Here is a 26,450-nt window from a genome sequence, read left to right as displayed (position 1 = left end):
AAGAGTGATTAATAAGTGAGCGCAGCTAGTCGCATGTTAGTCGCGGGTTGATTGTGGGTTAGTCGCAAGTTAGTCATGTTTAATCGTAGTAAATAAATAGTTGCGAGTTTTGCGCATAGGTCACAATTTGCTGGTACACTATTACTCGGAAAGTGGGTATTTTCCCATTTAAAAATAAACAAAGGAAACAGGCAGGCATTATGAGAAAAGCCAAAATTGTTGATACTATTGGACCAGCTACCGAATCGTTAGAGGGCATTACCAAGCTTGTTGAAGCTGGCATGGATGTTGCTCGCTTAAACCGTTCGCATGGCACTCCTGAAGATCATTTGCGCGTTTACAACAATGTGCGCGAAGCTTCAAAGACTACTGGTCGTAATGTTGCTGCTCTTGTTGATTTGCAGGGTCCAAAGATTCGTTGTGGTTGGTTCAAGAAGAACGCTGACGGCGAAGATAAGGTTTATTTGGAAGAGGGCCAAGAGTTCGTTATTACTACAGACGATATTGAGGGTGATGAGCATCGCACTTCCACAACCTTCAAGGGTTTGCCAGGAGATTGCCACGCAGGCGATCCAATTTTGATTGATGATGGCAAGGTTCGTCTTGAAGTTACCAAGGTAGAAGGCAACGACGTACACACTAAGGTTGTTGTTGCTGGCCCAGTTTCTAGCCACAAGGGCATTAACCTTCCAGGCGTTGCCGTTTCTCTTCCAGCATTGACTGAAAAGGATGAGTCTGATCTTCGTTGGGCTATTCGCACTGGTGCAGACATTATTGCTATGTCGTTCGTGCGTTTTGCTACCGATATTGATCGCGCTCACGAAATCATGGACGAAGAAGGCCGTCGCATTCCAATCGTTGCAAAGATTGAGAAGCCGCAGGCTGTTGCAAACTTGGAAGAGATTGTTAAGACCTTCGACGGCATTATGGTTGCTCGTGGAGATATGGCAGTGGAGATGCCACTTGAGCAGGTTCCACTCGTTACCAAGCGCTGCATTGAGCTTTCTCGCCAATACGCAAAGCCAGTAATCGTTGCTACCGAAGTTCTTGGATCAATGGTTAACTCTCCAGTTCCAACTCGTGCAGAGGCTTCTGATTGCGCTAACGCTGTTCTTGACGGTGCCGATGCAACTATGACCTCTAACGAGACCGCAGTCGGCAAGTATCCAGCAGTTACCGTTCAGACCATGTCTCGTATTTCTCAATACGCTACTGAAAATGGTTATGATCGCATTCCATCTGTGGAGCTTGACATGTCTAGCACGGGTGCAGTTTCTTCTGCAGCTGTAGACTTGGCAGACAAGCTTAACGCTAAGGCAATTGTTGCTTACACGCAAACTGGTCGTACCGTTCATCGTATTTCTCGCGAGCGCCCAGCTGCTCCAATCTATGGCTTGACCAACAATGAGCACACTTATCACTGGTTGGCTTTGAGCTGGGGCACTGAAGGCTTCTTGATTAACGAGGACTACCACGATATGAACCGTCACGATCTTATGATCTTCACCGACAAGGTTCTTCGTGAAGCTGGCAAGGTTGAAGACGGCGACAAGATTGTTGTTTTGAGCACTGCTCAGGGTGAGCGCCAAGCTGGTCGTACAGACTCCATTTACGTTCACACCGTTGGTGCTTGCGATTAATCGCTAGTTGATTGCTAGTTAATCGTTAGTTTTCTAAACGCGCATCCTTTTGGGTGCGCGTTTTTGTTTAGTGCGAATCTTGTGATTTCTTACGTTACGATTTAAGTTCGAAGTTGTCGATTCCCGCGTTTGTTTACCATTTGAGCCAAAAAGGGAACAAACGCAGGAATGAAAAACGCTACGAGAATTAGGTGTGTCGTTTGGTGTGTTGTTTGTGTGTTGTGCAAAATCGCATGAGAGAGAGGATAACAAAAACGCCGCTTAGAATGTAAGCGGCGTTGTGCACGTGCCCCCGGTGAGACTCGAACTCACACTGCACAGATTTTGAGGCTGTTTCCTCTACCAATTGGGATACAGGGGCATCTTAAATTATCCGCGTTTTAACGCGACTTGATGACTATACCACATTTTGCAGAGTAATCAAATATACCGCGTGTTGCGTGTAAGAAAGCTAGTTGCGTGCGCGCGGAAAAATCGCCAGCAACCGCGCGCCGAAAACCCAAAGTAAAATAAAAATAAATAAATATAAATCAAAACAGAAATATTAATTTGCAAATTCTTTAATACTGGGTGTGTTGATGTAAGAATTTTGGTATAATTGCAACTTGCGCCTCTGTAGCTCAATGGATAGAGCAACGGCCTTCTAATCCGTTGGTTGCGCGTTCGAATCGCGTCGGGGGCACTTTGCTTTGCTCTTGTGTTATGTGAAAAATGTTTGTCACGTATTATGCAAAATAAGGAGCACTTGTGGAAAATCATAGTGTAATGGAAAATGCTAGTGTAGCAGCATCAATAATTCTGGCAGCAGGTGATGGGACGCGCATGCGTTCAACAACGCCGAAAGTGTTGCACGAGTTCGCTGGAAAAACGTTCTTAAATCGCGTAATGGACGCAATGGCAGGCGTAAACCCAGGGGAGCTTGCTGTTGTAGTGCATGCTCAAGCTCAACGAGTATCAGAAGCTGCACAAAGTTACAACAACGCTGTTCGGATTATAAATCAAGACGATAAGCCTGGAACGGGTAGAGCTGTGCAATGCGCAATGCGAGATCTTAATGAAGCTTCAAAACAAGAATGCGGTAATGCGCTTAAAGGGGCTGTGTTAATCGCAGCAAGCGATATGCCACTTTTAGACACGCAAACATTGCAATCATTAATCGATTTTCACAATAATCAAGGAAACGCGGCAACTGTTTTAACCGCTGTTTTAGACGACGCCACTGGCTACGGGCGAATTGTGCGCGGAAAAAATGGCGATGTTCTGCGAATTGTAGAACACAAAGATGCCAATGCAGGAGAGCTTGCGATTAAGGAAGTTAATACGTCTGTGTACGTGTTCGATGCGGAAGTGCTTACAGACGCAATATCCAACCTTAACTCCAAGAACGCTCAAGGCGAGTTTTACTTAACGGATGCGCTAGAGCACGCTCGCACAATGGGACGAGTTGGAGCAATGGCGGCAGCAGATTCGTTGAGTGTAGAAGGCGTGAATACGCGCGTTCAGTTAGCTGCGCTTGCAAAAGCATACAACAAGCGCGTTTGCGAAAAGTGGATGCTTGAAGGCGTAACGATTCTAGACCCAGAAAACACGTGGATTGAAGACGATGTTGTTTTGCAAGAAGATGTTACGGTTCTTCCAGGGTGCTTCTTGCAAGGTCACACGATTGTTAAAAGCGGTGCGGTTGTAGGACCGTACACTACGCTTATTGATGCGCAAGTAGACGAAGATGCGGTTGTGGAGCGCTCGCGTGTGCAAGAATCGCATATTTGCCGCGCTGCAAACATTGGTCCGTGGACGTACTTGCGACCAGGTAATGTGCTTGGCGAGGAGAGTAAAGCTGGCGCGTTTGTGGAGATGAAGAAAGCGCATATTGGAAACGGCACTAAGGTTCCGCATTTGAGCTATATGGGCGACGCTGATTTGGGAGAGCACACGAATATTGGCGGTGGCACGATTACAGCAAACTACGATGGCGTGCATAAAAACCATACGACTATTGGCTCTAACGCGCATGTTGGTGCAGGAAACCTGTTTGTAGCTCCAGTTACTGTTGGAGATGGAGTTACAACGGGTGCAGGCTCTGTTGTGCGTCACGATGTTCTAGCGGATTCCATGGTGTATTCGGAAAATACGCAGCACGTTGTAGAAGGCTGGAAGCCAGCTTGGGAGCGAAATTAGACGATTCGTTGGTTGACGGTAAGTACGGTAAGTTAGGAGAAACATATGGCGGCTTTAGAAAGCTCTGTTAACGCGATTAGGATTGCTGCGGCTGCAGCCGATAGGTTAAAAGCCACTAATTGCCAAGCTTTTGACGTTAGCAATCTGCTTGGAATTACAGACGCCATGCTGATTGTTTCTGCATCTAACGAGCGTCAAGTCTTAGCTGTTAGTGAAGAAATCGAAAAAGACTTGTACTTAAAAGACAACAAACGCAAGCCAATATCTAGAGAAGGCTTAGAACTAGCACAGTGGGTTTTGCTTGATTTTGGCGACTTTGTGATTCATATTATGCACGAGGAAGCGCGCGAGTTTTATCGCCTTGAGCGTTTGTGGAATGATTGCCCTGTAATTGATTTGCAACTTCCAGAGCATAGCGAGAGCGATGCGGATGGCAATGATGGCGATGATTCAGATGATGGCGATTATGTCGATGATGCGCAAAATGGCGATAATCAAGAGTCTGAAAGGTAGCGCAAGATAATGGTGGATTTTGTTGAAAGCGCAACGCAAATTGCGCATAATGTCAATAAAAACAGCGCTCACGAGGGCATTGCGCGTTCCGTAATGCTTGTTCGTCATGGTCAGACGCCTTATAATGCACAATTTAGACTTCAAGGCATGATTGATATTGCTTTAGATGAGTCGGGGATAGACCAGGTGACTCGCTCTGGCAAGGCTTTGCGAGTGCTTTTTGGAGCTTCCGACTTAGAAGACCCAAAGAATCCAAATAGCCAGGAGCACGTGCGCATTACTCCAGAAGAAGCCGATGCTAGTTTTGTTGCCATTGTTTCGCCTCTTATTCGCGCACAACAGACGGCTCACGCTTTTGCAGATAAGATTGGGCTTAATGTGCATGTTGAAGATGGCGTGCGCGAGCGATTTTTTGGCGAGTGGGAAGGTCTTAATCGCCAGCAAATTAGCGAAAGATGGCCAGAAGATTTTAATGCTTGGGTAAAAGGCGAAGGCGGCGAGCTTAATCACGGTGCAGAAACCAAGCAAGAAGTTGGCGAGCGCGCTGCGAAAGCTGTAGAAGATTGGGCGCGCAAAACTGGCTCAGACCGCGATTTACTAGTGTTCTCGCACGGATCTTGCCTTTCTCAAACTGTTCATAAGCTTCTTGGATTAGACAAGGTAGATCCTTCTTATAAGACGATTGGCGGAATGGGAAACGGCCGTTGGGCGAGATTAATTCCAAGCCTTAATGCGGATGGCTCAATTCATTGGCGTTTGGATGCTTACGATCAAGGTCCTGCAGCCGACCCTACAAGCCAGCGTCTTATTCGCATTTGGGGAGCTGCTTAAGCGGCATAATTTCTCTTTTTTGCCGCTTATATTCCTAAAACTACCGTTTAGCGGTTTTGTAAAGACAGATTATTTACAGTGCCGTATAGTCAAAATTACAAAACAGAAAGCTAGCAAAAGCTAGCAAACTCTAACGGTAGTATACGGAAGGGAGGCTTGATGAAAGTAACGATTGCTATTGTGTCGCCAGAAGAAGAGCAGCGCGCTCAATTGTCAGTTCACAATATTGACGATAATCTTAAACGCATTATAGCCAATTTGCAAAGCATTGATTCTAAAGATGCAAAATCAAGCAATACTGAAAATAATACTGAGATTGCCGAAAATAATACTGCGAATGCGGCAAATAGCAATAATAATTCATTCATATATGGTTATATTAATGATTCGATTATTGTTATGCACGAGCCAGATGTGATTATGATTTGCGTAGAAAATTCGCGCGTAATTATTCACAGCGATAAAGGCGAGTGCGTTTCTTACAAGCGCCTAATGGATTTCGACAATCCGCAATTCGCGTCGTTTGTGCGCATATCTAAATCCGCAATCGTGAACTTAAATCGCATTGTTCGAGTTGATCCAGGATTCGGCGGAAGTATGAGCGTAAAAATGGACGATGGAAGCGTTGAGTGGATTAGTCGCAGATGCTTAGCAGGATTCAAAAAGCGCTTAGGAATGTAGTTTTAAGCGTAGTCGAATATAAAACTATCAAAATTTTTAATACTAATTTTTTAATACTTAAAAAGGAAACGATTATTATGGAAAAGCAAGTTACAACAATAGGCAAAACAATGGTAAAAAACATTGTTAAAGGCATTGGCATAGCGTGCACTATTTTTACTGCAATTAGTTTTGTGTCAAGCTTGTTAGCAAATACCGCAGTTGGAAACAGAATTGCATCTTATGCTGTAGCGTCGTTTGTTATTGGCATAGGATATGGAGTATTCGCTATTTTTTGGTCGAATGAACGCATGTCAAATCTCGCAAAATTCGTTTTTGCACTAGTGCCGCCAATTGCTATTCAATTTATTGTGTCTGTGATTGTTGGATGGATTTCATTCAAAGATGAGCCAGCTGTGATTTGCGGATGGATTGCGTTCACTGTTATTTTCCCGATTGCAATTGCTGCAATAATTTATTACTTCGAGAAGAAGAAAGCGGAAGAAATGAACGCTAGATTGCGCGAATTGCGTAAAGAAAACAAGTAAATTAGTGACAATTAAATAATTTAAGTAAAAATTTAAGTAAATAAAATAATCAAATAGAAATTGAGTGGTGTTCATCTTCGCCTTTGAAGAAGAACGCCACTCGCTATTCTAAAACGCATCATAGAATGGTCATAATTTATTCGGCGTTTGTTAGATTTTTGCAAAAAATTAGTATTTTGACTAATCTTTAGCAGTTCACTAATCGGCTAATTGACTAATCTTTAGCAATCGTCTTTCCAGCATTAGCTCCAGAAGTCAAATCCTGAATTTCATTAATCTCCATAACAGGAACAGCAGCAGGCTTCTTTGTGCCTTTTTCTTCTGCAACGCGCACTTGCTCATTGTAAATCGCGTCATCTGTGTGAAGTGTAACTGTTCCGCGGAAGCGATAGCCCTTCTTTTCTGCCAAATTTGCAACTGCAACAACAAGCTGGCTGCCGTCTTGCAAGTTCTTAAAATGCTGACCTGCAGTGCGCTCGTGGTAAGCAAGGTGATTATCGTCTAGAACAAACATCGACATCTTTGGGCCAAGATCAAGCTCGCCATCTTTGCTAATCGTTGCAATCCAAGCCAAATTGTTTTCAATAAAAGTCTTCATATCTTCACTAAGAGTTGCCATGTTGAGTCCTTTCTTCAACTGATTATTGTGCAATCGCGCAATCATATGATTATGATTCAATCACTTTTAAGATTACGCGCAATCGTGCATATAAAGGCTTAAAAATCGATGAGTTTTTGTAAAAATGCGTAAACTTGTGACATAAATCACTAATTGCACAAAGTGCGCGCTATATTCCTCGCGGCTGTTAGTAGCCGCTCGGCTGATTTGGCATGTAAAGTCCACTGGACTTTACATTTGAGCCAAATCACGCTTTGACTGAGCTTGAAATGCGTTATGCAATTTCAAGCTCAGTCAAAGCGCCTCTCGCTTAAAGCGTAGCGCGAAGGCAGGTCGGAGCGACTACAAAGTCATGTGTTGTAAATCATGAATCGTAAATATTAAGGCAATAGCGTGCTATCAAGTGCTGATTTCGCAATAAAGTAGTAAATTTTCCGAAGGAACGCCAATGGGTTGTACTTTTCTTGTTTTTGTGGCTATTCTATAAAGTTTATAAGGCAATTTAGCTAACTTAAAGAAAAATTTAATGCTATAGACTTGTTGTTTGCAATAATGAGGGGAGTGACATGAGTGAAATAAATAGCGCGGTTCAACCAAGGCAGAATAATCGAATTAACGTAAACATCGCGCGAATCATGTTGCTCTTATGTGCCGCGATTTGGGGCGGAAGCTACGTCTCGTCTAAATACGCTCTAGAGGTATTCCCACCGCAATGGCTTATGGGAGTTCGCATGCTTGGAGCGTGCATAATAATGGGCGTAGTCTTCTTTAAGACGATTCGCAAAAATTTTACTAAAAAGCTAATAATTCCTTCTCTTTTAACGGGCGTTACGTACTACGCATCTTTAGTTACGCAAACAGAAGGATTAAGGTGGATTGATCCAGGCAGAAGCGCTTTTCTTACAGCAGCCTACTGCGTTATAGCGCCATTTTCCGCGTGGATGATTATTAGAAAAAAGCCAACGCTTTTAGGAATTATTGCTGCTTTAACATGCGTTGTTGGCGTTGGATTCGTTGCATTAAAGCCAGGCTCTCTTGTTCTTACGCTTTCTCACGGAGATATTTTAACTCTTATTTGTGCTGCTGTTTTTGCGTTTAACTTAACATACTTAGCGTATTACTCTAGGCAGTACAATCCCGTTGCTTTAACATTCGGCCAGTTTAGTGTTTCTGGAGTTCTATTTTTGTTTGGAGCTGCAATAAGCGAGCCTTTGCCTAACTTTAGTGCAGAAGATAATTGGATTACGTTTACAAACATGTTCTATCTTATAGTGATAGTAACTGTTGTTGCTCAAGTTATTCAAAACTACACGTTGATTTATCTTTCTACAGCTAATGCTTCTGTGATTATGTGCACAGAATGCTTGTTTACATTGCTATTTTCTAGCATTCTTTACAATGAGCGCGTAACAAATATGGCTTTTGTTGGATTCGCTTTGATTTTTGTTGCGATTTTGCTTGCAAGTTTGGCAGAGCATATTGAGCTAATGCGCGCGAGGAAAAAGCAAGGTTCTTATAAATCTAAAGCAAAAGTGGCATCTGTGCCAGCATCTACAATCTAAGTAGTACTCAATTTGAACACTAATTAGTGAATATTTTTGGCGATTACTAATTGGTGCATATTGCTTAGTGAATAGTGGTAGATAACGATTTTTAAGGTGTGCTTGTGAAGAACTTCTTTAAGGGAATATCATTTACGCAAGTTCTAGCTGGCTCTCTTGCAGCTGTGACGGCGTTTTTGCTTTCGTCAAAAATTGGTATTGCGGGGTCTGTTATTGGCGTTGCAATAGGTTCGATTGTCTCTGCTGTAGCATCTCAACTTTATCAAAATGTTATTCACGCGTCTTCAAAAAAGATACAGTCTTCTTCTGCGTTAAAGTCAGGTTCAAGCCGCTATGAAGAAGATGACACTAAAGTGGTAAATAATGCGCGTTTTATTGCATTAGAGGATGATATGCCTAAAGAATACGAAGTTTACAATAATATGATTGATTCGAGCAAAGAAAAGCAAGCTAGAAGAGTTGTTGCAATGGCTTCTAATGCAAATAATGCAAATTTTGCTGGCGATTCTTCACGCGATGTCGATTCTTCAAGCTCGCAAAACGCAAAATCGGGGGAATCGCAAGCACTTAATGCCGAAAGCACGAGTGTTATGGAATTGTCTTCCTTAAGAAAACTAAAAGAAGAAGATAATGCGCTTTCGGAAGGAGACGAAGACTCGATTCTTACTCTTAACGACGCTAAACGCGAATTAGGAGGCAGAAGTGATTACGCAAATAGTGAAGCTAAGTATAAGAAGCTTACGATTGTTATTGCTATTTTGAGCGCGCTCGCGGCTGTTCTTCTTACTGCTGGCATTGTGTTGCTGTTTACTCAAGGAAAGGGTACAGATAATTTAGTGCCTTCTGGCCAGAATACCGAGCAGAATAATGGCCAGAATCCAAATAATCAAATGCGGCAAAATGGCCAAAATAATGGCGTTCAAAATCAAGATAAGAACTCTAAAGATGTGCAAAAAGACTCTCAAGATGCGCAAGATGAGAAAGATAGTAAAGACAGCAAAGATAGTAAAGACGGCAAAGACGGCAAGGAAGGCAAAGATTCTTCGAGCAAGAATCCTAGCGAAAAGCAAGATAAAAAGACTCACGAAAGGTCTTCCTCTTCTTCTTTAGATTCAAATGGGTCTAAGGCAGATTCTGGCGATCAAAGCTCTGAGGATTCTGGCGTTTCTGGAGCGGATTCTGGCGCGCGCGGGTCTAAAGGCGATTCCTCGGTTTCTGGCGATTCTTCGCCGTCTTCGCCTTCGACTTCGACTAACGGCTCGGGTGGTGGATCTTCTGCGCAACAAGGCGAATCTGGCTCGCAGCAATCTGGCAGTTGAGAATAGGCGGCGTGAGTAGTCGGCAGCGAATAGGAATAGCGCTAAAAACCGCTGCATACGACACGCCGAGTTTGGTTGGTAGCAAAATCTGTTGTATTCTATCAAAGGTTCGTTTGAGCTATACAACTAAAACGGGGCTATGGCGCAGCTGGTAGCGCATCTCCATGGCATGGAGGGGGTCGGGGGTTCGAATCCCCCTAGCTCCACAATTTGAAACGTCACTTTTAATCGGAGTGGCGTTTTTGTTATATTTCGATACGTATCTTATATACTTGTAAGTCCTAGTGCATGTAAATCATATTTTGCACAATCATTCTAAACTGAAAACTTAACTTAAAACTTAGAGGAGAAATTCCGCATGGTAAAGCGCGCGTGGAAAGTGGCATGCAAAATAGCCAATAATGAGCGTACGTCTGGGTTGATTATGCTCGGATTCGCTTTAGCTGGATTAATGCTTGCAAATTTGCCATTTACGTCTGCGATTTTTGAAGCTGTTTCCCACACGCAAATCGGAATTCCATACACCAACATTCACATGTCGATTAGCCACTGGGTTCAAGACGGCGTGCTAACTATTTTCTTCCTTACAGTTGGTTTAGACTTAAAACACGAGCTTATTGCAGGATCTCTTAGAGACCCGCGCGCTGCAGCAATGCCAATGATTTGCGCGGTTGGCGGCATGATTGTTCCGCCGATTCTTTTTGTTGGAACTGTTACAATATTCTCGGAGTTGCACGCTGGTCAAGAGATTATGCGACTTACTTCTGGAGCGCTTCCGTCTTTAGATATGGTTCGCTCTGGTTGGGCTATTCCTACAGCAACAGATATAGCGTTCTCGCTAGCGGTTCTTGCTCTTTTTGCTAAAACGCTTCCTAAAGCATTGCGCGCATTTTTAATGACTTTGGCTACAGTCGACGATCTTCTTGGAATTGCATTAATCGCATTATTCTTCTCTTCGCTTAACGCGTGGTATTGGTTTGTAGGCGTTGTTTTATGCGGATTAGTGTGGACTATGCTTGTGCGATTAAAGCGCGTTCCATGGCCTGTTGTGGCGCTTGTTGGCTTGCTTGCGTGGGTTATGATGTATCAAGCTGGCGTTCACCCTACTCTTGCAGGCGTAATGGTTGGTTTGCTAACTCCTGCGCATCTTGTTCACGGCGAAAAGTCGCTTAGAGCTGAAAGGTATCGTCAAAAAATTCAGCCTTTGTCTTCTTTGTTTGCGCTTCCAGTTTTTGCACTTTTTGCAACTGGAGTTCATTTTGAAACTTTGACTTGGCAGCTATTCTTGTCTCCAATATTAATTGCGATTACGATTGCGCTAGTTGTTGGAAAGCCTCTTGGAATTATGATTACTGCTTGGATTGCTAAGAAAGTTATGGGCTTGCGCGTTCCAGACGATTTGCGCGTTCGCGATCTTTTTCCTACAGCATGCGCGTGCGGAATTGGTTTTACTGTGTCTTTGTTAATAGCTTCGCTTTCTTATAGCGACGCGGATCTTTCGGGCGAGGCACGATTCGGCGTACTAGTGGCGTCTATTATTGCGGCTGCTGTTTCTGGATTCTTGCTTGCAAAGCAATCGAATCATATGGAAGAAGAATTAGACGATATTGAAGAGTGATTAATGGCAATTAAAAGTGATTAAGAGTGACTTTAATGCGTTTTTTAATCGCGATTATAAGATGACTAGAAAGTGACTAGAAAGTTTTAGAAGGTGACTTATGGTTTCTAATAATAATTTAGGTAATTTAGATAATTCTGGTAAATCTGATAATCCAGATAATTCTTGCGATTCGCGCGCGCAAAGCGAACAGAACTCACCTTGGAAAGACACTTATTACAGCGGTGCCGTAATGATGCGCGGGCCAATGATTCCTAAGGAAAGCACAACGGAAACGCTGTTGCAACACGATTTGCCTAATAGCGATTCGCATGATAATCATGCGTGGCAAGGCCTTGACCCTTGGCGAGTTCTTAGAATACAAGCCGAATTTATTGATGGTTTCGACGCTTTAGCAAAACTTGGATTAGCTGTTAGCGTGTTTGGTTCTGCTCGCATAAAGCCAGACGAGCCAGAATACAATAGCGCTCGCATAATGGGCAAAGAGCTTGTAAAACGCGGTTTTGCGGTGATTACGGGAGGCGGGCCTGGAATTATGGAAGCAGCAAATCGCGGAGCGGCAGAAGCTGGCGGAACAAGCGTGGGGCTAGGAATCGAATTGCCTCACGAGCAGGGCTTAAACAAATGGGTAAATCTTGGAATGCAATTCCGCTACTTTTTTGTTCGCAAAACAATGTTCCTAAAGTATTCTTCGGGAATTATTGTGTGCCCAGGCGGTTTTGGCACAATGGACGAGCTTTTTGAGTCGCTTACGCTTGTTCAAACGCATAAGGTTTCTAAAATTCCTGTTGTTCTTTTTGGCAGCGAATATTGGAAAGGCCTTATGAATTGGATTGAAACTACGGTTAAAGAAAGAGGACTTATATCGTCTTTTGACCCTAGTTTGCTTGCGATTACAGACGATCCTCTAGAAGCTGTGCGAATTGCTAGCGGAGATAAGTTTATTAATTAGTTTTGGCTAGTTTTGGCTAATTTTCCTTCATTTTTCGCTCATTTATAAGCGTTGTAAGCTGCCAAATCTCTTCTCCAACGTCGATTCCGCGTGGGCATTGCCTAGAGCATGCGCGCACGGATTGGCACGCGCTTATGCCGTCGCTAGAATCCGCCAACTCTAATCTTCGATTAGTGGCGTTATCTCTAGAATCGTTAATAAATCGCGCAGCATTTATAAGCGCTGCAGGTCCAATAAACGCTTCTCCGCCTGCATAGACTGGGCAAATTCCTTCGCACACGCCGCACATTATGCAATTGCTTAAAAGCTCAAACTTTGCAAGCTGCTCTGGGTGTTGCAAAAACTCAATAATCGCAAGCTTTCCGCTGCTGTTTCTTGTTTGAACATTTTGCGCTTGCAAGTATGGCTCAAGTCTTTTAAGCTGCGCAATCATTGGGGAAAGATCGCAAATAAGGTCTCTTTGAACAGCAAAGCCAGAAAGTGGCGCAATCTCAATAATGCCAAAGCTTCCATTTTGGATTAGTGAAGATATTTCTTTAGATTGTGACTGCAGATTGTGATTTTCGGCGACTGATGTTGTGGTTGCTTGCGACTTTAGGCTACCAGTTTTTCTAAAACCGCTTGATCGAACGCCTTGAGTTTGCGTATTTTGCCTAGCGTTTTGAGCGATTGTAGCTGTGCAAAGTAAAGTTGGCATGCCGTTTACGTTTGCAGCATCCGATCCGCAAACGCCGTGACCGCAAGAGTATCTAAATGCCAAAGTGGGGTCTAGTGTGCGCTTAATTTTAAGCAAGCAGTCTAAAATCGTGTCGTTTTTGCGCGCGCGAATCGTATAATCTTGAAGCCAATGTTTTCCGCTTAATGGTTTAGCTTGTAAATCGCCAGAATTTTGCGTCTGAAATGGGCTACTTTTGCGCTTTTTTGCAAAAGGGCTTTCTCGGTGCCTTCTAACTAAACCAGGGGAGTTAGTGGAGGAGGTTTGTGTTGAGTTAGTGGTTGGGGCAGTGCTTGAGTCGCCAGCAACCGCTGAATCACCAGTAACAGCGGAATCGCAAGAACCGTCATCTGGCGTAAAACGAGATATGCGAAAAGTCACAAAAGCTTCATCTTGTAAAGTGCAATCTTGATTAATGGGATGCACAAAGTTGCGTCTAAAATCGTCAACCATTTGCGCATACCTCCAATTCATACAATTCTAGTTTGCCATAATACTTGCACAGAAATACTTGAGCGAAAATGCAGAAGTAGAAATACTTGCACAAAATCACAGAAGTAGCAAAAATGTTGGCTGCGCCTAACGTTAGGCTTAAATTATGACAGATGCTTTGTTTTTGCTGGATACAAATAAAGACGATGCGCCCGTTCTTGCAAATGGGATTGAAGAGGGCTGGACTCTTAGCTTGCCTCAACACGTTAAAAGGCACGCAATAAGCGCAATGCGACTTTCTGATGGCGATTCGCTAGACCTTTCGGACGGCAAAGGAGTGCGAATTCACGCAACGATTACAGACAGCGAAAACGGCTTAGTTAAAGTAGATTCGTTTATAAAAGAGCCAGCGCCAACAACCAGATTAGCGTTAATTCAGGCGCTTGCAAAAACGGGTCACGACGAGCAAGCAATAGATATGGCTACGCAAATCGGAGTAGACGAAGTAATTCCTTGGTGCGCAAATAGGTCAATCTCAAAATGGAAGCCAGGGCGCACAGATAAGCGTTGGAATCAGGTGCTTGAGGCTGCTACGGAGCAATCGCGCAGAGCGTGGATGCCGCAGCTTTTAGAGCCAGTTACAAGTAAACAGATTCTAGCGATTTGTAGGCGTGCATGCGTTTATGGAAGTCTTGTAGTTGTTTTGCATCAAGATGCAACGGATTCTTTTAGTCAAATCGAAAACTATGTAAACGACTTAACAGAAAAATGCTTAAAAGACGGCAAAACGCGCACTGTTTACGTAATTGTAGGGCCAGAAGGTGGAATTAGCGAAGAAGAAGTGCAAAGTTTTATAGATGCTGGAGCTAAAAGTTGCGTTTTAGGAAGCAATATTTTACGAGCGTCTACAGCAGGGCCAGTATGCTTATCATTGCTTTCTAGAGCGCTTGGCAGGTACGAATAGTAAGCAATTTTGCAATTAATTCTTGCAAGCTTTGTGCGTGTTTTGTGTAAAATGGTAAATGGTATTTTGCAATAAGAATTGTAATAAGAATTGCGATAAGAATTATTGAAAAGTGGGCAAAATAATGGATAAAGCATGCAATACATACATAACTGACAAAGATTGCATTTTTTGCAAGATAATTGATGGGCAAATCCCAAGCAGCAAAGTGTATGAAGACGATGCAGTAGTGGCTTTTAACGATATTAATCCGCAAGCCAAGGTGCATGTTTTGATTGTTCCGCGCAATCATTACAAGAATGTTGCTGAGCTTGCGCAAAATGATTGTGATGTTTTGGCTCATATTGCATGCGTTGCGCAAAAAATTGCAAACGACTTTTATAATGGCGATTATCGCCTTGTTTTCAACACTGGTTTGGGAGCTGGTCAAACCGTGTTCCATGTTCACGCTCATGTTTTAACAGGCGAAAAACTTGAAGAAGGTAGTTTATAAATCGTGGCAAATAGTACAACGCGTATTGTTCAAATTCCAAGCGAATTAAGCCCAGTCGCTGTTTTGGGAGCAGCAGATTCAAACTTAAGAGAGTTGGAGAAGGCTTTTCCAAGCGTAGATATTTCCGTTCACGCGGATTGTGTGAAAATCGTATCTAGAAGCGCAAGAAGTGAAGAAGACGCTTGCAAAGCTGAACACGCGTTGCGCAAAATAGTTGATTGCGCTTACGATGCTCCTGTTGATTCATATGCTGTAAAACGCATGTTAGAAAGAGATGTGCTTAAAGGTAGCGAGCATAATGTGCGAATCGATAGGATTGGGCACAATGGCGGAGTTTTTGGCGGATTAAAGTCTTTTGGTGCTGGAGCTGGAGATGGTGCTGGCTTTGGTGCTGGCTTTGGTGCTGGTGCAATGGAAAGCGATTTTGCTCGAGATTCTGCCGATTTAATGCCATCTAGTGAAGATGCTAAAAGGCGCGCAATGAGCCGGAAAGCGCGAATGGCTAAAGGCGTTATAACTTTTGCAGGCGGAAATCCTGTTCGCGCAAAAACCGCGGGTCAAACGGCTTATGTGCAAGCAATGGAATCAAATACCGTAACGTTTGGTATTGGGCCTGCTGGTACTGGAAAAACGTATTTAGCGGTTGCTAAAGCGGTTAGAGCTTTAGAAGATGGTCGCGTGCGAAGAATAGTGTTGACGCGCCCTGCTGTAGAAGCTGGTGAAAATCTTGGATTCTTGCCAGGAACTCTAAACGACAAAGTAGACCCATATTTAAGGCCGCTTTACGATGCGCTTTCCGACATGTTGGGCGCTCCGCAACTTAAGAGGTATATGGACGAAAACGTTGTGGAAGTGGCTCCGCTTGCATACATGAGAGGGCGCACGCTTAATGACGCTTTTGTTATTTTAGACGAAGCGCAAAATGCTACTGTTCAGCAGCTTAAGATGTTTTTGACGCGTCTTGGATTTAACACAACAATGGTGATTACAGGAGATAGAACGCAAGTCGATTTAGCGGTTCCAAAATCTGGATTAGCTTCGATTGAGAACGTGCTAAAAGGCGTTAAAAGTATTGCGTTTGTTCACTTAAATGCGCAAGACGTTGTTAGGGCCGAGCTTGTTGGGCGAATCGTAGAAGCGTACGAAGCGTGGGAAAAGCGCGAGGCTGATTTTAGGCGCGAGAAGAATGGTTCAAAGCGCGAGGCTGGGGATGCGCGTGGAAAGTCGCAAGAAACCGCGCAATCGCAAAATCTTGAATCGCAAAATCTTGAGAGGAATATCAAGTAATCATGAGTGTTGAAGTGATGAACGAAACCGTTTGGCAAATCGACCCAAAAATATTCTCCGACCTTGGAATGTGGGTTTTGCAACAAATGCGAGTAAGCGTTCAATCCGATTTGTCGATTACTTTTGTGGACCCCGAGCCAATTGCTAGTCTTCACGAAAAGTGGATGAACTTAGAAGGCCCTACAGACGTTATGAGCTTTCCAATGGACGAGCTGACTCCTGGAAGTGACGACAAAGTGAGTGAAGGAATGCTTGGAGACCTTGTGATTTGCCCGTGGGTGGCGGCTCAACAGGCAGCAGCGGCAGGGCATAGCACAATGGAAGAGATGCTATTGCTTACGATTCACGGAATGGTGCATTTGCTTGGCTACGACCACACTACGCCTCAAGAAGAAAAGCAAATGTTTGGCTTGCAAAGGCAGCTTTTGCTAACGTTCTTTGCGGCTAGATCTGGTGAGCTTTACGACGCAACTTTGCCATCGGGCGCAGTAAATGAGCTGGAAGAATACGAGAAAAATCATGCTAAATAACATTACAATTCCGCCGATTCCCGATTTGCCTGCGCATATGTGGGCTTGCTTGGGTGTGATTGCAATAGTCGCAGTTTTGCTTGTGTGGCTTTCGCTTGCAATGGCGGCGGCGGAAGGGGCTGTGCCAAGAGTTACAAGGTCTAGTCTTAATAATCTTATGATTGAAGAACAAACGAACGATAACGAAAGTCAAGTCGTTCGCTTGAGGAAGCTTGCTAGAATTCGCAGAGCAAAGAGGCTTATAGCAGATAGGTACGCAACGAGCGGAGCGTGCGCGTTTGTGCGAATCGTGTGTAATGTGCTGGACGGCGTGGCTTTTGCTGCAATCGCGGCAGCTCTTGGTGCGTCTTTTTGGCTAACGCTATTAATCGGACTAATAGTGGCAATGATTGTTGCAATTGTTTCTATTCTTGTGCGGCCAAGGTCTGTGGGCGCGGCTCAGCCAGTGTTTAAGCTAATGCGCTTGTCTAGAATAGTTTCGATTGCTGTTTTTGTGAATCCGTTTGCAAAAATCGCAAGCCGTGGAGATTCGCAAAGTCAAAGCCAAAATCATAAGAAAAATGCTGCTCTTTCCGACGACGAAGAGTTGGAGAATATTCAATTAGATCAAGCTAAAGCGAGTATTGACAGGCTTGTAGAGGCAAATGATTTTGACCCAGAAGTTTCGGAGATGATGCGCAATGTGCTTACGCTTTCCGACACGTTAACGCGCGAAATCATGGTTCCTCGAACCGATATGATTTGCGTTAAAAACGACGAAACACTGGAAAATTTCCTAAAATTATGCTCAAGATCTGGATTTTCTCGCGTGCCTATAATTGGCGAGTCGGTTGACGATTTGGAAGGAATCGCGTATTTAAAGGATGCTGTGCGCGCAACCGTGTTTAATCCTGCGGCATCTGAGCGCGCGGTTTCTACGATTGGCCGAAGCCCAATGCTTGTTCCAGAATCCAAGCCAGTGGATGATTTGTTCCACGAAATGCAACGAATCCGCCAGCACGTTGCCGTTGTTGTAGACGAATATGGCGGAATTGCAGGGCTCGTGACGATTGAAGACGCGATTGAGCAAATTGTTGGAGAGCTAGAAGATGAGCACGACCGCACTCAGCATGCGGATCCGCAAGAGGTGAGTAAGGGTGTGTGGAAAATGCCTGCGCGCACGCCGATTGCCGATTTGGAAGATATTTTTGAAGTGCATATAGACGAAGACGATGTGGACACTGTGTTTGGGTTGCTTACTAAGTTGCTTGGAAACGTGCCGATTGTTGGGTCGAGTGCTGTGACTCGCGGCCTTAAGCTAACTGCGGTTGATTCTGCTGGGCGGCGCAAGAAAGTCTCCACGATTCTTGTTGAGCGAGATATTCAGGGTCTTAAAGATATTCAGGGTCTTAAAGAAGAAGACGATAGCGCTGGAAAGAGTGACAGCAGGAGCGAGGGCAAGAATAATGCCAAGAATGGCGATAAAGATAGTGGCAAAGACAGCAAATCGTTGCAAGATGATAGCAATAAATAGTGTTGAATTATGAATGATATGAAAGATGTTGATGATATGAGTGGCGATATGGACGAAATGGACGACGAAATGAATGACGAAATGTTTGCTAATTTAGATCCTTCTCTAAAAGCGAGCGTAGAAGTGCCTGATTTTAACGGCTATAAATCGGGATTTGTTGCTGTAGTAGGCAGACCAAACGTTGGAAAATCAACGCTTATGAACGCGCTAATCGGAACGCAAATCGCAATTGCGTCTTCTCGCCCAGAAACAACGCGCAAGGCGATTCGCGGAATCTTAACAACTCCAAACGCGCAAATGGTGTTAGTTGATACGCCAGGAATTCACAGGCCGCGCACTTTGCTAGGCCAGCGATTGAATGACATTGTAGACGAGTCGCTTGCAGATGTTGATGCTATTGCTTTCTTGCTTCCAGCAGATCAAGAGATTGGGCCTGGAGATCGCAGAATTCTAAGCCGACTTCGCTCCGACTTTGCTAAAAAAGATGCGGCTGGAAACTGGGCGTGGAAGGTTCCGCTTATTGGAATCGTAACAAAAATTGATACGCTAAGCCGAGATGAGTTGGTGTCTCATTTGATCGAGATTCAACAGTTTGCTGATTTTACGGATATTGTGCCAGTTAGCGCTTTGGAACGCGACAATGTTGACGAAGTTAAGAAGGTTTTGATTGACAATCTTCCAGAAGGTCCGAAGATGTATCCAGACGATCAGCTCAGCGAGGAGAGTCCTTCTAGCATGATTGCGGAGCTGATTCGTGGGGCTTTTCTTGAGGAGCTTGATGACGAGTTGCCACATTCGCTGGCGGTTGTTGTAGATAGCATTGTGCGCCCAGTAGATGGGGACTATGTGCAATATAGCGATAATAAAGCGCATGTGATTGTGTCGGTGTATGTTGAGCGCGATTCGCAAAAGCCGATTATTATTGGGCGCGGTGCGGAGCATCTTGTGCGCGTTAAGAAGCGTTTGCGTATTGCGGTGAATCGTATTACGGGCGCTAAAGCTGTGCTCGATTTGCACGTAAAGGTTGCAAAGGGGTGGCAGAGCGACCCTAAGAAGCTTGAGCGCTTGGGTTTCTAATTCGTCGCGCCCGAGAATGTAGCCCTCATTAGTGTGTTGAGCTACAAAGTGCGGAGTTGTTTGACGGATTTTGTACGTGATTTAGGTCGAATTTGGTACAAAATGCGCGGGCGCGACGACCTGCCTTCGAGCTTAGAGCGTAGCGCGAGAAGGCAATTTGGAGCGCTGAGCAGCTCAAGGCAGAAGCACTGCTTCTGCGCTGCAAAGCGCTTTGACTGAGCTTGAAATTGCATAATGCATTTCAAGCTCAGTCAAAGCGTGATTTGGCTCAAATGTAAAGTCCAGTGGACTTTACATGCCAAATCAGCCGAGCGGCTACTAATAGCCGCGAGGAATAGCGCGCTGTAACGCGCGAGCGATTTGACGGGTTTTGTTGTTGATAGATACAAAACCCGCGGCAGACGAGTCGCTATAAGACCAGTCAACCGCGGTTTTTGTTTTCTTTAGTTTTGATTACGCACGACGATGGCGAGCAAAGTAAGTGCCGCCTCCGATTGCTGCGATTCCTGCAACAACAGCCGCTATAGCTGCAACAACCTTAAACGTAGTGCTGTTGGATGCGCTTTGTGCTGCGTTTTGTGCGCCGCCAGAAGCTTGAGCGTTCTTAGATTCGCTCTTAGATTCGCTCTTAGATTCGCTTTTTGCAGAATCCTTTGCATCGTTCTTTGCATTATCCTGCTTAGACTCGTTCTTAGCAGCAGAATCCTTAGCAGCATCTTGTGCTTTAGCAAGATCCTTGGCTGCAGCTTTAGCGCCAGCGGCTGCAAGCGCTGCTGCGATGCGGTTAGCGTGCGCAGCTCCTGCAACATTATTCGCCGCAACGCCATTAGCGTTCTGAGCATTAGTTCCGTTTGCACTCTGCGATTGTGCAGCTGGAATAGCAGCGTTGAATCCAAGTTGCTCGTTTCCGAACAAGTTGTTTGCGTATCCTGCAAGATACTGGTTGTAGTAGTTGGAGTTGCTACTAGAAGCATCACTACTGGAGCTGGAGTCAGAATCAGAATCAGAACCAGAACCAGAACCAGGCGTTGTGTCGCTATCTCCGCTTGGAGCAGGAGCAGGAGATGGAGCGGGCGGTGTTGGCACTGGCAAAGGAGCTGGAGCAGGGGCTTGTGGAATTGGCACATCGTTTAGATTTTTAGCAGACAATTTCAGTGCTTCAACCGACTCATCAAGCGTAGCTACATACTGTAGCAGTTCATTTTGCATTCGAGTGAATTTCCCAGCTACAGCAGCATACATAGTGGTGTATTGTTGCTTAGCAGCTGGTGGCAACTTATCAATTGCAGCATCAAACGCGCTCTTAGACGCATCAGCCTTTTGCTTAACTTCATTAAACTTAGACTGTGCAGCAGCAAGAGTTTGTTTTGCTTGCTCAACCTTAGTTTGAGCTTCTGCAACAGTCTTTTTAGCTGCAACAACCTTGTCTATAGCAGTCTTAACAGCGTTAGCAGCTTGAGCTAATTCAGTAGCCTTTGCAGATGCTGTTTGCTTAGCTGTGTCAAGAGCACTTTTAGATTGATTCTGCTTTTGGGTTGCCTCGTTAAGCTTACCTTGAGCAGCGGTAATCTTAGTCTGAGCATCTTTAGACTTTTGAGTTTCAGACTCTATTGTTGCATCGAATCCAGCAATCTTAGTACCAAGATCTTCAACCTTCTTCTGCGCAGCTGCAAGTGCTTCATTCGCACTATTCTTGGCGGCTTCTGCAGCTTGAACCGCCTGCTGTGCAGCAGTCACCTTGCTTTGAGCAGTATTAACGGCAGTAGTAAAATCGCCATCAATCTTGGCTTTCTTAGCATCAGCATCCTTGCGAGCTTGCTTAGCATCAGCATCCTTCTGTTGTGCAGTAGTTTGAAGATTTTGTAACTCATTTTTAAGTCCATTAAGAGCGGTTGTAAGCTCTTGAATCTTTGCTTGCTTTTGTGTATCAGAAAGCTGCTGAGCTTCTCGAGCAGCAGTCTCTGCTGCAGTGGCGTCTTTATCAGCTTTTGTATAAGCTTCTTGCAATTTAGCAGCATGAGTTGCAGCCTCGGTCGCAGCTTTTTGATCTTGAGTTGCCTTAGTTGTAGCAGCAGTAACACCGTTTTCAGCAGTGTCTATAGCATTTAACAAACCTTCGTAAGCTTTACGCTTATTATCTGCTTCCTTCTTATTGGCTTCGGCTGAGCTAACAGCACTGTTGGCATTTGCTAACTCCGCATTCAAGCCAGGAAGAGTCTCATCTGCATAAGCTATGTACTTTATTGCATTTTGATAATCTGCTTTAGCTTTTTCCTTATTATTCCAGTTACCGTTTTCTCCGCCAGCCTCTTCATACTTCTTCTTGAAGTCTTCGGCCTTCTGTTTTCCATTAGTGACTAAATTAACGTTATCTTGTGCTTTTTGCGCATCCTTTTTAAGAGGTACAAGATCTTGGTCTTGTAGGCCATTAGTCTCACCATCGGGAGTCATGTTAAAGTTGTACTGAACTTTGCGAAGCTCGTACTTTGCTTCAAACATTTTGTAATTTGCGCTATTTGCTTTAGCGTTAAGCGTTTTGAGTGCATCTGCGTTAGTCGGCTCTAAAACTGTACTGCTTGTAACTCCAAGGCTAGTCTTATATGCGTTAAGCAGAGATTTGAACTCGTCTACACTAATAGAAGACTCGCTGCTTCCGTGCCACACGGCAACATCTTGCGAGTTTTTGCCTGTTTTTGTAAGATACAAGTCGCTTTCGGCAAATCCGCCAGCACTAATGTTCTTATTAGCAAAATTAGTGTAATGTCCAACAGACTCTATGAATATGCCTTGCAAATTTTCAGTAGTGTCACTCGATTCAAACAGTTGAACATTGTGATTCTGCATAAAGTCACCCAAGTCGTAGCGATGCTCTTTTAGAATCTTTTGACCTTCTGCTGTAAGCTTGTGCTCAATCTTCTCGTCTGTTGGTTCGTTATTAGAGTCCATTTTATAAGTTACGAATTTGCCTTCATTTACAGCCTTATCGTAACGAGTCTTTTCAATCGTATACCAGCCATGCAAAGCGTTAAACTTCTTGTCAGCTTTACTTGTATCGCTTGAGCTGCATGTTCCCATTCCAGAATTTGTGATTTTGCATTCGCCATAATCAAAATGCGTGTGCGTTGCATCATCGTTTCCGTCATAATTACCCCACGCAAGATTCTCTGTAGAATTATATGGATGAGTGTCCATTGAGTGGTGATTTCCGTATATTTCGTGATTAATTGCGTGATTTCTGTTTGCGCCAGAATAGAAGGAGTTTACAATAGCTTCTGCAATCAAGCTAAGGCGCACATTAACTTTGCCTAAAGTGCCAGCTCCTGAGTCTTTGTTTGCTTTGCTGTCTTCTTCGCGAAGCTTGTTAAGTGCTTCGTAATATGTTGCTGCCTCTTCCATGTTTTGCAACGAATCAGCGCCACCAACGCGGTGCAACTTTACTAAGTCCTTATACCACATTGGTGCTTCAATAACTCTGTCTACAACGGTTTTTGTTGTATTTCCTTCAGTCACTTGCTTTGTGATTTCAACTCTTTCACCGTTTAAAATCTTCTTAGCCTGCTGCGCATCTTCAAGAAGATTCTTGTTTCCACTTTCTCCAGAGTTTTGAGTAATCACATAGTCAAGGAATCCATTAAAGCCCTTCTCAACATTTGCGTCTAGTTTGTTTGTGTAGGCATCTGTGTAGGCTTTATCTGCTGTTGATGCTGATTTTTTTGCGTTCTTTATTGCTAGTTGAGCTGCATCAACCTTCTTATGAACTTCGTTGCTGGATAGGCTGTTTTCTGCTTCTTTAACCTTAGATTTAGCAGTTTCAATGCCTGCTTGAGCATCTTGCGCTTTTTTAGCTTTTGTTTCTGATTCAGTTTTGGCTTGCTCTGCTTTCTTCTTAGCTTCATTTGCCTTTTGGCGAGCCTGTGTTGCATCCTGCTGCGCGACCGCTGTAGTTGTGTTATTCTTAGCGTTTTCAAGCTCTTTAGACTTTGCATCTACTGCAGCTTGCTTCTCGTCTGCCAGCTTTTGCGCGTTAGACGCTTCGCTTTCTTTTTCTTTAGCTGTTTTATCTAATTCTTTATATTGATCTTCAGCATCTTTTTTGGTTTGCTCATCCTGAGTTAGCTGTTGATCCGCATTAGTCTTTGCTTGTGTCTTATCTTTTAATTCTTGAGTTTTAGTAGTTAAGTCTTTATTCTTTGCTGTAACGTCACCTTCTGCAGTTGTTTTATCTTGCTCAGCCTGAGTCTTATCTTTTTCGGCCTGTGCTTTAGCGTCTTCTGCAGCTTGCTTCTCGGCTTGCGCTTTATTTAGAGTTTGAGTCTTTTCTTCAACATCTTTGTTGGCTTTTTCTAGTTCGCCTTGCTTGGTAACAACGTCTTTATCTGCATTATCCTTGTCTGTTTGTGCCTGCTTTTCTTTATTGATAGCGTCAGTGTACTCATCATTTGCTTTTTTAGCATCTTTGCCAGCTTGATCAGCATCAGCTTGAGCTGCTCCAACAGCATTGTTTGCGTCTTTTACAGTTTTTTCTGCATTATCTGCCTGCGTGTCTGCGTCTTCAAGTGCTTGCTTAGCGCTAGCATTTGCTTTCTTTTGCTCATCGGTGAAGTGAGTGTCGTCAATCTTATCGACTGTTGGATTCTGCTGAGGCGCTCCGCCTTGGCCGCTCTGGCCGCCCTGATTACCTTGGTTGCCAGCAGATCCTCCTTGTCCAGCAGCTGGCTGAACAACAGGCTGTGGCTGTGTTGGTGTTGATGGTGTAGTTTCTTGCGCGTTTGCAACGCCAGTCATTGCGAATAATGCAAGGGAACTTGCGCCTAAAGATATAGCGGCTGCGATTTTAGCGTTCATAATTAGCCTCTCCTCTTATATGAATTTGCAGTTTTATGCTCTGCAAGAATCGGTGAATACCGCAATGTTTTGCAATTAAATCTTTCGCCAACATTGCGATTTTCTCTTCAGCATTGCTTCTTAAAGAGCATTATAATCTGTTACGGGGGGGGGGGTATCAAGTTTTCAACGCGATTTTATCAAATACCTATGGATTAAATTTGTGCGAGTGACGTTCTCTGTTTGCTGTTGCGAGATGGCTGGATTCGTTATATATGTCTCGGAGGTGAGACATATATAACGTTTTTTGCCCTAATTTCGTTAGATTTGCATCATTGATGAGACATTTGTAACACTTTTTGGATGATTTTCGTTACATTTGTCTCATCAATGAGGCATTTGTAACGTTTTTCGGCTTAAATTCGTTAGATTTGCATTATCGGTGAGGCATTTGTAACATTCGTTGTAAGTCAATCCAGTCTAGTCTCATACTTACCAACTAGCCTTTAACCACATTGATTAAAATATATTGCACATTCATTGCTTATCTCATAATCTCATGTTTATGAAAAACCCTAATACTAAAAGCTTGCTCGAAAAAGCTGAATTTGAGCATCGCTGTTTTCATCCAACCAGTAATTCGCAAAGGCAGTTTGCGTATAGGTGCACTAAGGTAGGAACACTTGTGAGAGTATTCCCAGGTCTTTACGCAAGAACAGAATATTGGCAGAATTTATATACAGCTGAGCAAATTCGACATATAGCGTTTTCTTTGATCGATATTCATCCAGACTGGAAATTTACAGGGGTTACTGCTGCTGCGCTAATCGGATACGATGTTGTGAATGATTATAATCACATAACATATGATTATAAAACCGATTATAAAAGTGATAAAAATCACGACCGCGCAAAAAAGTTGCAGTCTAATTTAACTCCAATCTACGTTCGTACTGTAACCAGAAAGTCCGCAAATGATAATCCGCTGTTGCGTAGAATTAATGCAACAGGAAGAGAGATGGATTGTACAAGTGATGATGTTCGAATTGTGCGTGAAAGCGAAGGAAGTGTCGGTCGTTTCGATATGCTTCCACATTTAAGTGACAAAGTAGACTACGAAGTTCGAAAACATATTGTTGATAAAAGCACAATGCTTTTTGATGTTGCAAATAGCATGGATTTTAGATCGGCATTGTCGATTTTTGATTCTGCTGCTCGAGATAATGTTGATTTTGCTAAAGTCATTGCTATTTGTGAAAGTCGATATTCGACTTCGTATATTAATAATGGGAAAAATGTTGCTGCTTCAACAACCTCTGATTTATTGGAAAGCGCATTTTTTGGAAATGGTTTTGAATCCAGGGTAGATAAGTTTCTCTCACTTAGGCGTCTTTGCTATTTTGCAAGTAGATTAAGTGAAAACGGTGGGGAATCGTTTGCGCGAGGAACGATGATTTCGCTCGGATTTATGGTGCCACAATTACAGCACGAGTTTATATTGCCGCGCTCAGGTGGTAAGTATAGGTGTGATTTTTTGTGGCGGCTTTCTGATGATAAGTTAATTGTTGGAGAATTTGATGGTCGTTCAAAGTATTACGTTGATTCGGATAATCCTAGTCATACTAACGTCGATTTTAATTCGTCATGCGATAATAGAATGTTGCGTAAATCGTACGACACGAATGTTATTAATCGCAATATTGATAGGCAGGCGGAGCGTGAAGTGTTGCTTATGAAGGAGTGTGGAGTAAGCAGGATTGTGCGTTTTACCATTGCGGATATTATTAATCCTAAAAGGGTTGAGAGTAAGTTGATTGATGCAGGCGTTCCTCGGATTATTAAGATGCTGTGATTTATGCGAGCGATGGTGGATTTGTGTGGGCTTTGGGGTGTTAGATTTGTATCATCAATGAGACATTTGTAACGTTTTGGGCTGGATTTTGTTAGATTTGCATCATTGATGAGACATTTGTAACACTTTTTGGATGATTTTCGTTACATTTGTCTCGCGAGTGAGGCATTTGTAACGTTTTTCGGCTTAAATTCGTTAGATTTGCATTATCGGTGAGGCATTTGTAACACTAGGGTATAAGTAGATACTAAAAAACCGCGGTAGACGAGTAGGTATAAGACTAGCCTTCCGCGGTTTTGGGCGATTCGCGCGTTACGCTTTAA

Annotated in this window: 20 protein-coding genes and 3 tRNA genes; 19 read left to right on the top strand and 4 right to left on the bottom strand. The window is 43.7% G+C overall.

The window, feature by feature from the left end:
• The first annotated feature begins 200 nt into the window (after positions 1-200).
• The gene (gene pyk, locus NYP69_RS02465) at positions 201-1,640 is read left to right on the top strand and encodes a pyruvate kinase (protein WP_032839776.1); all 1,440 of its coding nucleotides are present in this window, start codon (positions 201-203) and stop codon (positions 1,638-1,640) included.
• A gap of 287 nt (positions 1,641-1,927) precedes the next feature.
• Here pyk and NYP69_RS02460 read toward each other — a convergent pair.
• Positions 1,928-2,001, bottom strand: a tRNA-Leu gene (locus tag NYP69_RS02460).
• A 248-nt stretch (positions 2,002-2,249) separates the two neighbouring features.
• Between NYP69_RS02460 and NYP69_RS02455 the strand changes: the two genes are divergently transcribed.
• From NYP69_RS02455 to NYP69_RS02430, 6 genes are all read left to right on the top strand, one after another.
• Positions 2,250-2,322: transfer RNA gene (locus NYP69_RS02455), tRNA-Arg, on the top strand.
• Between the two features lie 83 nt (positions 2,323-2,405).
• A complete protein-coding gene (gene glmU, locus NYP69_RS02450) occupies positions 2,406-3,818 on the top strand; it encodes a bifunctional UDP-N-acetylglucosamine diphosphorylase/glucosamine-1-phosphate N-acetyltransferase GlmU (RefSeq protein WP_473410774.1) in 1,413 nt (470 codons plus the stop codon).
• Positions 3,819-3,863: 45 nt separating this feature from the next.
• Entirely contained in the window at positions 3,864-4,331 is a 468-nt protein-coding gene (gene rsfS, locus NYP69_RS02445) for a ribosome silencing factor (RefSeq protein ID WP_473410540.1), read from the top strand.
• Positions 4,332-4,340: 9 nt separating this feature from the next.
• Positions 4,341-5,162 carry a histidine phosphatase family protein gene (locus NYP69_RS02440; RefSeq protein ID WP_473410539.1) on the top strand — a complete coding sequence of 274 codons (822 nt, stop codon included), beginning with the start codon at positions 4,341-4,343 and terminating at the stop codon, positions 5,160-5,162.
• A gap of 159 nt (positions 5,163-5,321) precedes the next feature.
• Positions 5,322-5,843 (top strand): LytTR family DNA-binding domain-containing protein, encoded by a 522-nt coding sequence (locus NYP69_RS02435; protein ID WP_473410538.1) that lies wholly within the window; start codon positions 5,322-5,324, stop codon positions 5,841-5,843.
• A gap of 77 nt (positions 5,844-5,920) precedes the next feature.
• On the top strand, positions 5,921-6,370 hold the full coding sequence (locus tag NYP69_RS02430; RefSeq protein ID WP_004130563.1) for a DUF3021 family protein: 450 nt from the start codon (positions 5,921-5,923) through the stop codon (positions 6,368-6,370).
• A gap of 214 nt (positions 6,371-6,584) precedes the next feature.
• On the opposite strand, the gene NYP69_RS02425 is transcribed toward NYP69_RS02430, so the two are convergent.
• Positions 6,585-6,989, bottom strand: coding sequence for a pyridoxamine 5'-phosphate oxidase family protein (locus NYP69_RS02425; RefSeq protein WP_004132948.1), 405 nt, complete (start codon positions 6,987-6,989; stop codon positions 6,585-6,587).
• 566 nt (positions 6,990-7,555) lie between these two features.
• On the opposite strand from NYP69_RS02425, the gene NYP69_RS02420 reads away from it, so the two are divergent.
• The 5 genes from NYP69_RS02420 (at position 7,556) to NYP69_RS02400 (ending at position 12,440) form a co-directional block, all read left to right on the top strand.
• On the top strand, positions 7,556-8,551 hold the full coding sequence (locus NYP69_RS02420) for a DMT family transporter (protein ID WP_101889613.1): 996 nt from the start codon (positions 7,556-7,558) through the stop codon (positions 8,549-8,551).
• Between the two features lie 104 nt (positions 8,552-8,655).
• Positions 8,656-9,870: a hypothetical protein gene (locus NYP69_RS02415; protein ID WP_473410536.1), complete on the top strand. Its 1,215-nt coding sequence runs from the start codon at positions 8,656-8,658 to the stop codon at positions 9,868-9,870.
• Positions 9,871-10,003: 133 nt separating this feature from the next.
• Positions 10,004-10,076 (top strand) — tRNA-Ala (locus tag NYP69_RS02410).
• A 152-nt stretch (positions 10,077-10,228) separates the two neighbouring features.
• Entirely contained in the window at positions 10,229-11,488 is a 1,260-nt protein-coding gene (locus NYP69_RS02405; RefSeq protein WP_473410535.1) for a Na+/H+ antiporter NhaA, read from the top strand.
• Between the two features lie 100 nt (positions 11,489-11,588).
• On the top strand, positions 11,589-12,440 hold the full coding sequence (locus NYP69_RS02400) for an LOG family protein (RefSeq protein WP_415697564.1): 852 nt from the start codon (positions 11,589-11,591) through the stop codon (positions 12,438-12,440).
• A 16-nt stretch (positions 12,441-12,456) separates the two neighbouring features.
• Here the strand turns inward: NYP69_RS02400 and NYP69_RS02395 are convergent, their stop codons facing one another.
• A complete protein-coding gene (locus NYP69_RS02395; protein ID WP_415697591.1) occupies positions 12,457-13,608 on the bottom strand; it encodes a succinate dehydrogenase/fumarate reductase iron-sulfur subunit in 1,152 nt (383 codons plus the stop codon).
• A 145-nt stretch (positions 13,609-13,753) separates the two neighbouring features.
• On the opposite strand from NYP69_RS02395, the gene NYP69_RS02390 reads away from it, so the two are divergent.
• From NYP69_RS02390 to era, 6 genes are all read left to right on the top strand, one after another.
• Positions 13,754-14,551, top strand: coding sequence for a 16S rRNA (uracil(1498)-N(3))-methyltransferase (locus NYP69_RS02390; protein WP_016635850.1), 798 nt, complete (start codon positions 13,754-13,756; stop codon positions 14,549-14,551).
• Positions 14,552-14,675: 124 nt separating this feature from the next.
• Positions 14,676-15,044: a histidine triad nucleotide-binding protein gene (locus NYP69_RS02385; RefSeq protein ID WP_004130581.1), complete on the top strand. Its 369-nt coding sequence runs from the start codon at positions 14,676-14,678 to the stop codon at positions 15,042-15,044.
• A 3-nt stretch (positions 15,045-15,047) separates the two neighbouring features.
• Positions 15,048-16,331, top strand: a complete 1,284-nt coding sequence (locus tag NYP69_RS02380; protein WP_415697565.1) for a PhoH family protein — start codon at positions 15,048-15,050, stop codon at positions 16,329-16,331.
• Positions 16,332-16,333: 2 nt separating this feature from the next.
• Positions 16,334-16,861 carry an rRNA maturation RNase YbeY gene (ybeY, locus tag NYP69_RS02375; protein ID WP_473410534.1) on the top strand — a complete coding sequence of 176 codons (528 nt, stop codon included), beginning with the start codon at positions 16,334-16,336 and terminating at the stop codon, positions 16,859-16,861.
• Entirely contained in the window at positions 16,851-18,374 is a 1,524-nt protein-coding gene (locus NYP69_RS02370) for a hemolysin family protein (RefSeq protein WP_415697592.1), read from the top strand. The genes ybeY and NYP69_RS02370 overlap by 11 nt, the downstream gene beginning before the upstream one ends.
• A 9-nt stretch (positions 18,375-18,383) precedes the next feature.
• Positions 18,384-19,451 (top strand): GTPase Era, encoded by a 1,068-nt coding sequence (era, locus tag NYP69_RS02365; RefSeq protein ID WP_473412910.1) that lies wholly within the window; start codon positions 18,384-18,386, stop codon positions 19,449-19,451.
• A 453-nt stretch (positions 19,452-19,904) separates the two neighbouring features.
• Here the strand turns inward: era and NYP69_RS02360 are convergent, their stop codons facing one another.
• A complete protein-coding gene (locus tag NYP69_RS02360) occupies positions 19,905-24,296 on the bottom strand; it encodes an RNA polymerase sigma factor (protein WP_473412909.1) in 4,392 nt (1,463 codons plus the stop codon).
• Between the two features lie 544 nt (positions 24,297-24,840).
• Here NYP69_RS02360 and NYP69_RS02355 point away from each other — a divergent pair.
• Positions 24,841-26,127: a hypothetical protein gene (locus NYP69_RS02355; RefSeq protein ID WP_032813057.1), complete on the top strand. Its 1,287-nt coding sequence runs from the start codon at positions 24,841-24,843 to the stop codon at positions 26,125-26,127.
• Positions 26,128-26,450: the final 323 nt, after the last annotated feature.

Source organism: Gardnerella sp. c17Ua_118 (assembly GCF_055804255.1).
Note: the sequence above shows the minus strand (reverse complement) of the source record. Positions and strands in the feature narration are given on the sequence as shown.

What these genes read in the sequence shown, in the direction of transcription:
- NYP69_RS02370 (WP_415697592.1), top strand. Translation starts at nt 16,851, where the DNA reads ATGCTAAATAACATTACAATTCCGCCGATTCCCGATTTGCCTGCGCAT.
- NYP69_RS02405 (WP_473410535.1), top strand. Translation starts at nt 10,229, where the DNA reads ATGGTAAAGCGCGCGTGGAAAGTGGCATGCAAAATAGCCAATAATGAG.
- NYP69_RS02425 (WP_004132948.1), bottom strand. Translation starts at nt 6,989, where the DNA reads ATGGCAACTCTTAGTGAAGATATGAAGACTTTTATTGAAAACAATTTG.
- rsfS (WP_473410540.1), top strand. Translation starts at nt 3,864, where the DNA reads ATGGCGGCTTTAGAAAGCTCTGTTAACGCGATTAGGATTGCTGCGGCT.
- NYP69_RS02390 (WP_016635850.1), top strand. Translation starts at nt 13,754, where the DNA reads ATGACAGATGCTTTGTTTTTGCTGGATACAAATAAAGACGATGCGCCC.
- NYP69_RS02420 (WP_101889613.1), top strand. Translation starts at nt 7,556, where the DNA reads ATGAGTGAAATAAATAGCGCGGTTCAACCAAGGCAGAATAATCGAATT.
- NYP69_RS02430 (WP_004130563.1), top strand. Translation starts at nt 5,921, where the DNA reads ATGGAAAAGCAAGTTACAACAATAGGCAAAACAATGGTAAAAAACATT.
- pyk (WP_032839776.1), top strand. Translation starts at nt 201, where the DNA reads ATGAGAAAAGCCAAAATTGTTGATACTATTGGACCAGCTACCGAATCG.
- NYP69_RS02400 (WP_415697564.1), top strand. Translation starts at nt 11,589, where the DNA reads ATGGTTTCTAATAATAATTTAGGTAATTTAGATAATTCTGGTAAATCT.
- glmU (WP_473410774.1), top strand. Translation starts at nt 2,406, where the DNA reads ATGGAAAATGCTAGTGTAGCAGCATCAATAATTCTGGCAGCAGGTGAT.
- NYP69_RS02440 (WP_473410539.1), top strand. Translation starts at nt 4,341, where the DNA reads ATGGTGGATTTTGTTGAAAGCGCAACGCAAATTGCGCATAATGTCAAT.
- era (WP_473412910.1), top strand. Translation starts at nt 18,384, where the DNA reads ATGAATGATATGAAAGATGTTGATGATATGAGTGGCGATATGGACGAA.
- NYP69_RS02435 (WP_473410538.1), top strand. Translation starts at nt 5,322, where the DNA reads ATGAAAGTAACGATTGCTATTGTGTCGCCAGAAGAAGAGCAGCGCGCT.
- ybeY (WP_473410534.1), top strand. Translation starts at nt 16,334, where the DNA reads ATGAGTGTTGAAGTGATGAACGAAACCGTTTGGCAAATCGACCCAAAA.
- NYP69_RS02355 (WP_032813057.1), top strand. Translation starts at nt 24,841, where the DNA reads ATGAAAAACCCTAATACTAAAAGCTTGCTCGAAAAAGCTGAATTTGAG.
- NYP69_RS02385 (WP_004130581.1), top strand. Translation starts at nt 14,676, where the DNA reads ATGGATAAAGCATGCAATACATACATAACTGACAAAGATTGCATTTTT.
- NYP69_RS02395 (WP_415697591.1), bottom strand. Translation starts at nt 13,608, where the DNA reads ATGGTTGACGATTTTAGACGCAACTTTGTGCATCCCATTAATCAAGAT.
- NYP69_RS02360 (WP_473412909.1), bottom strand. Translation starts at nt 24,296, where the DNA reads ATGAACGCTAAAATCGCAGCCGCTATATCTTTAGGCGCAAGTTCCCTT.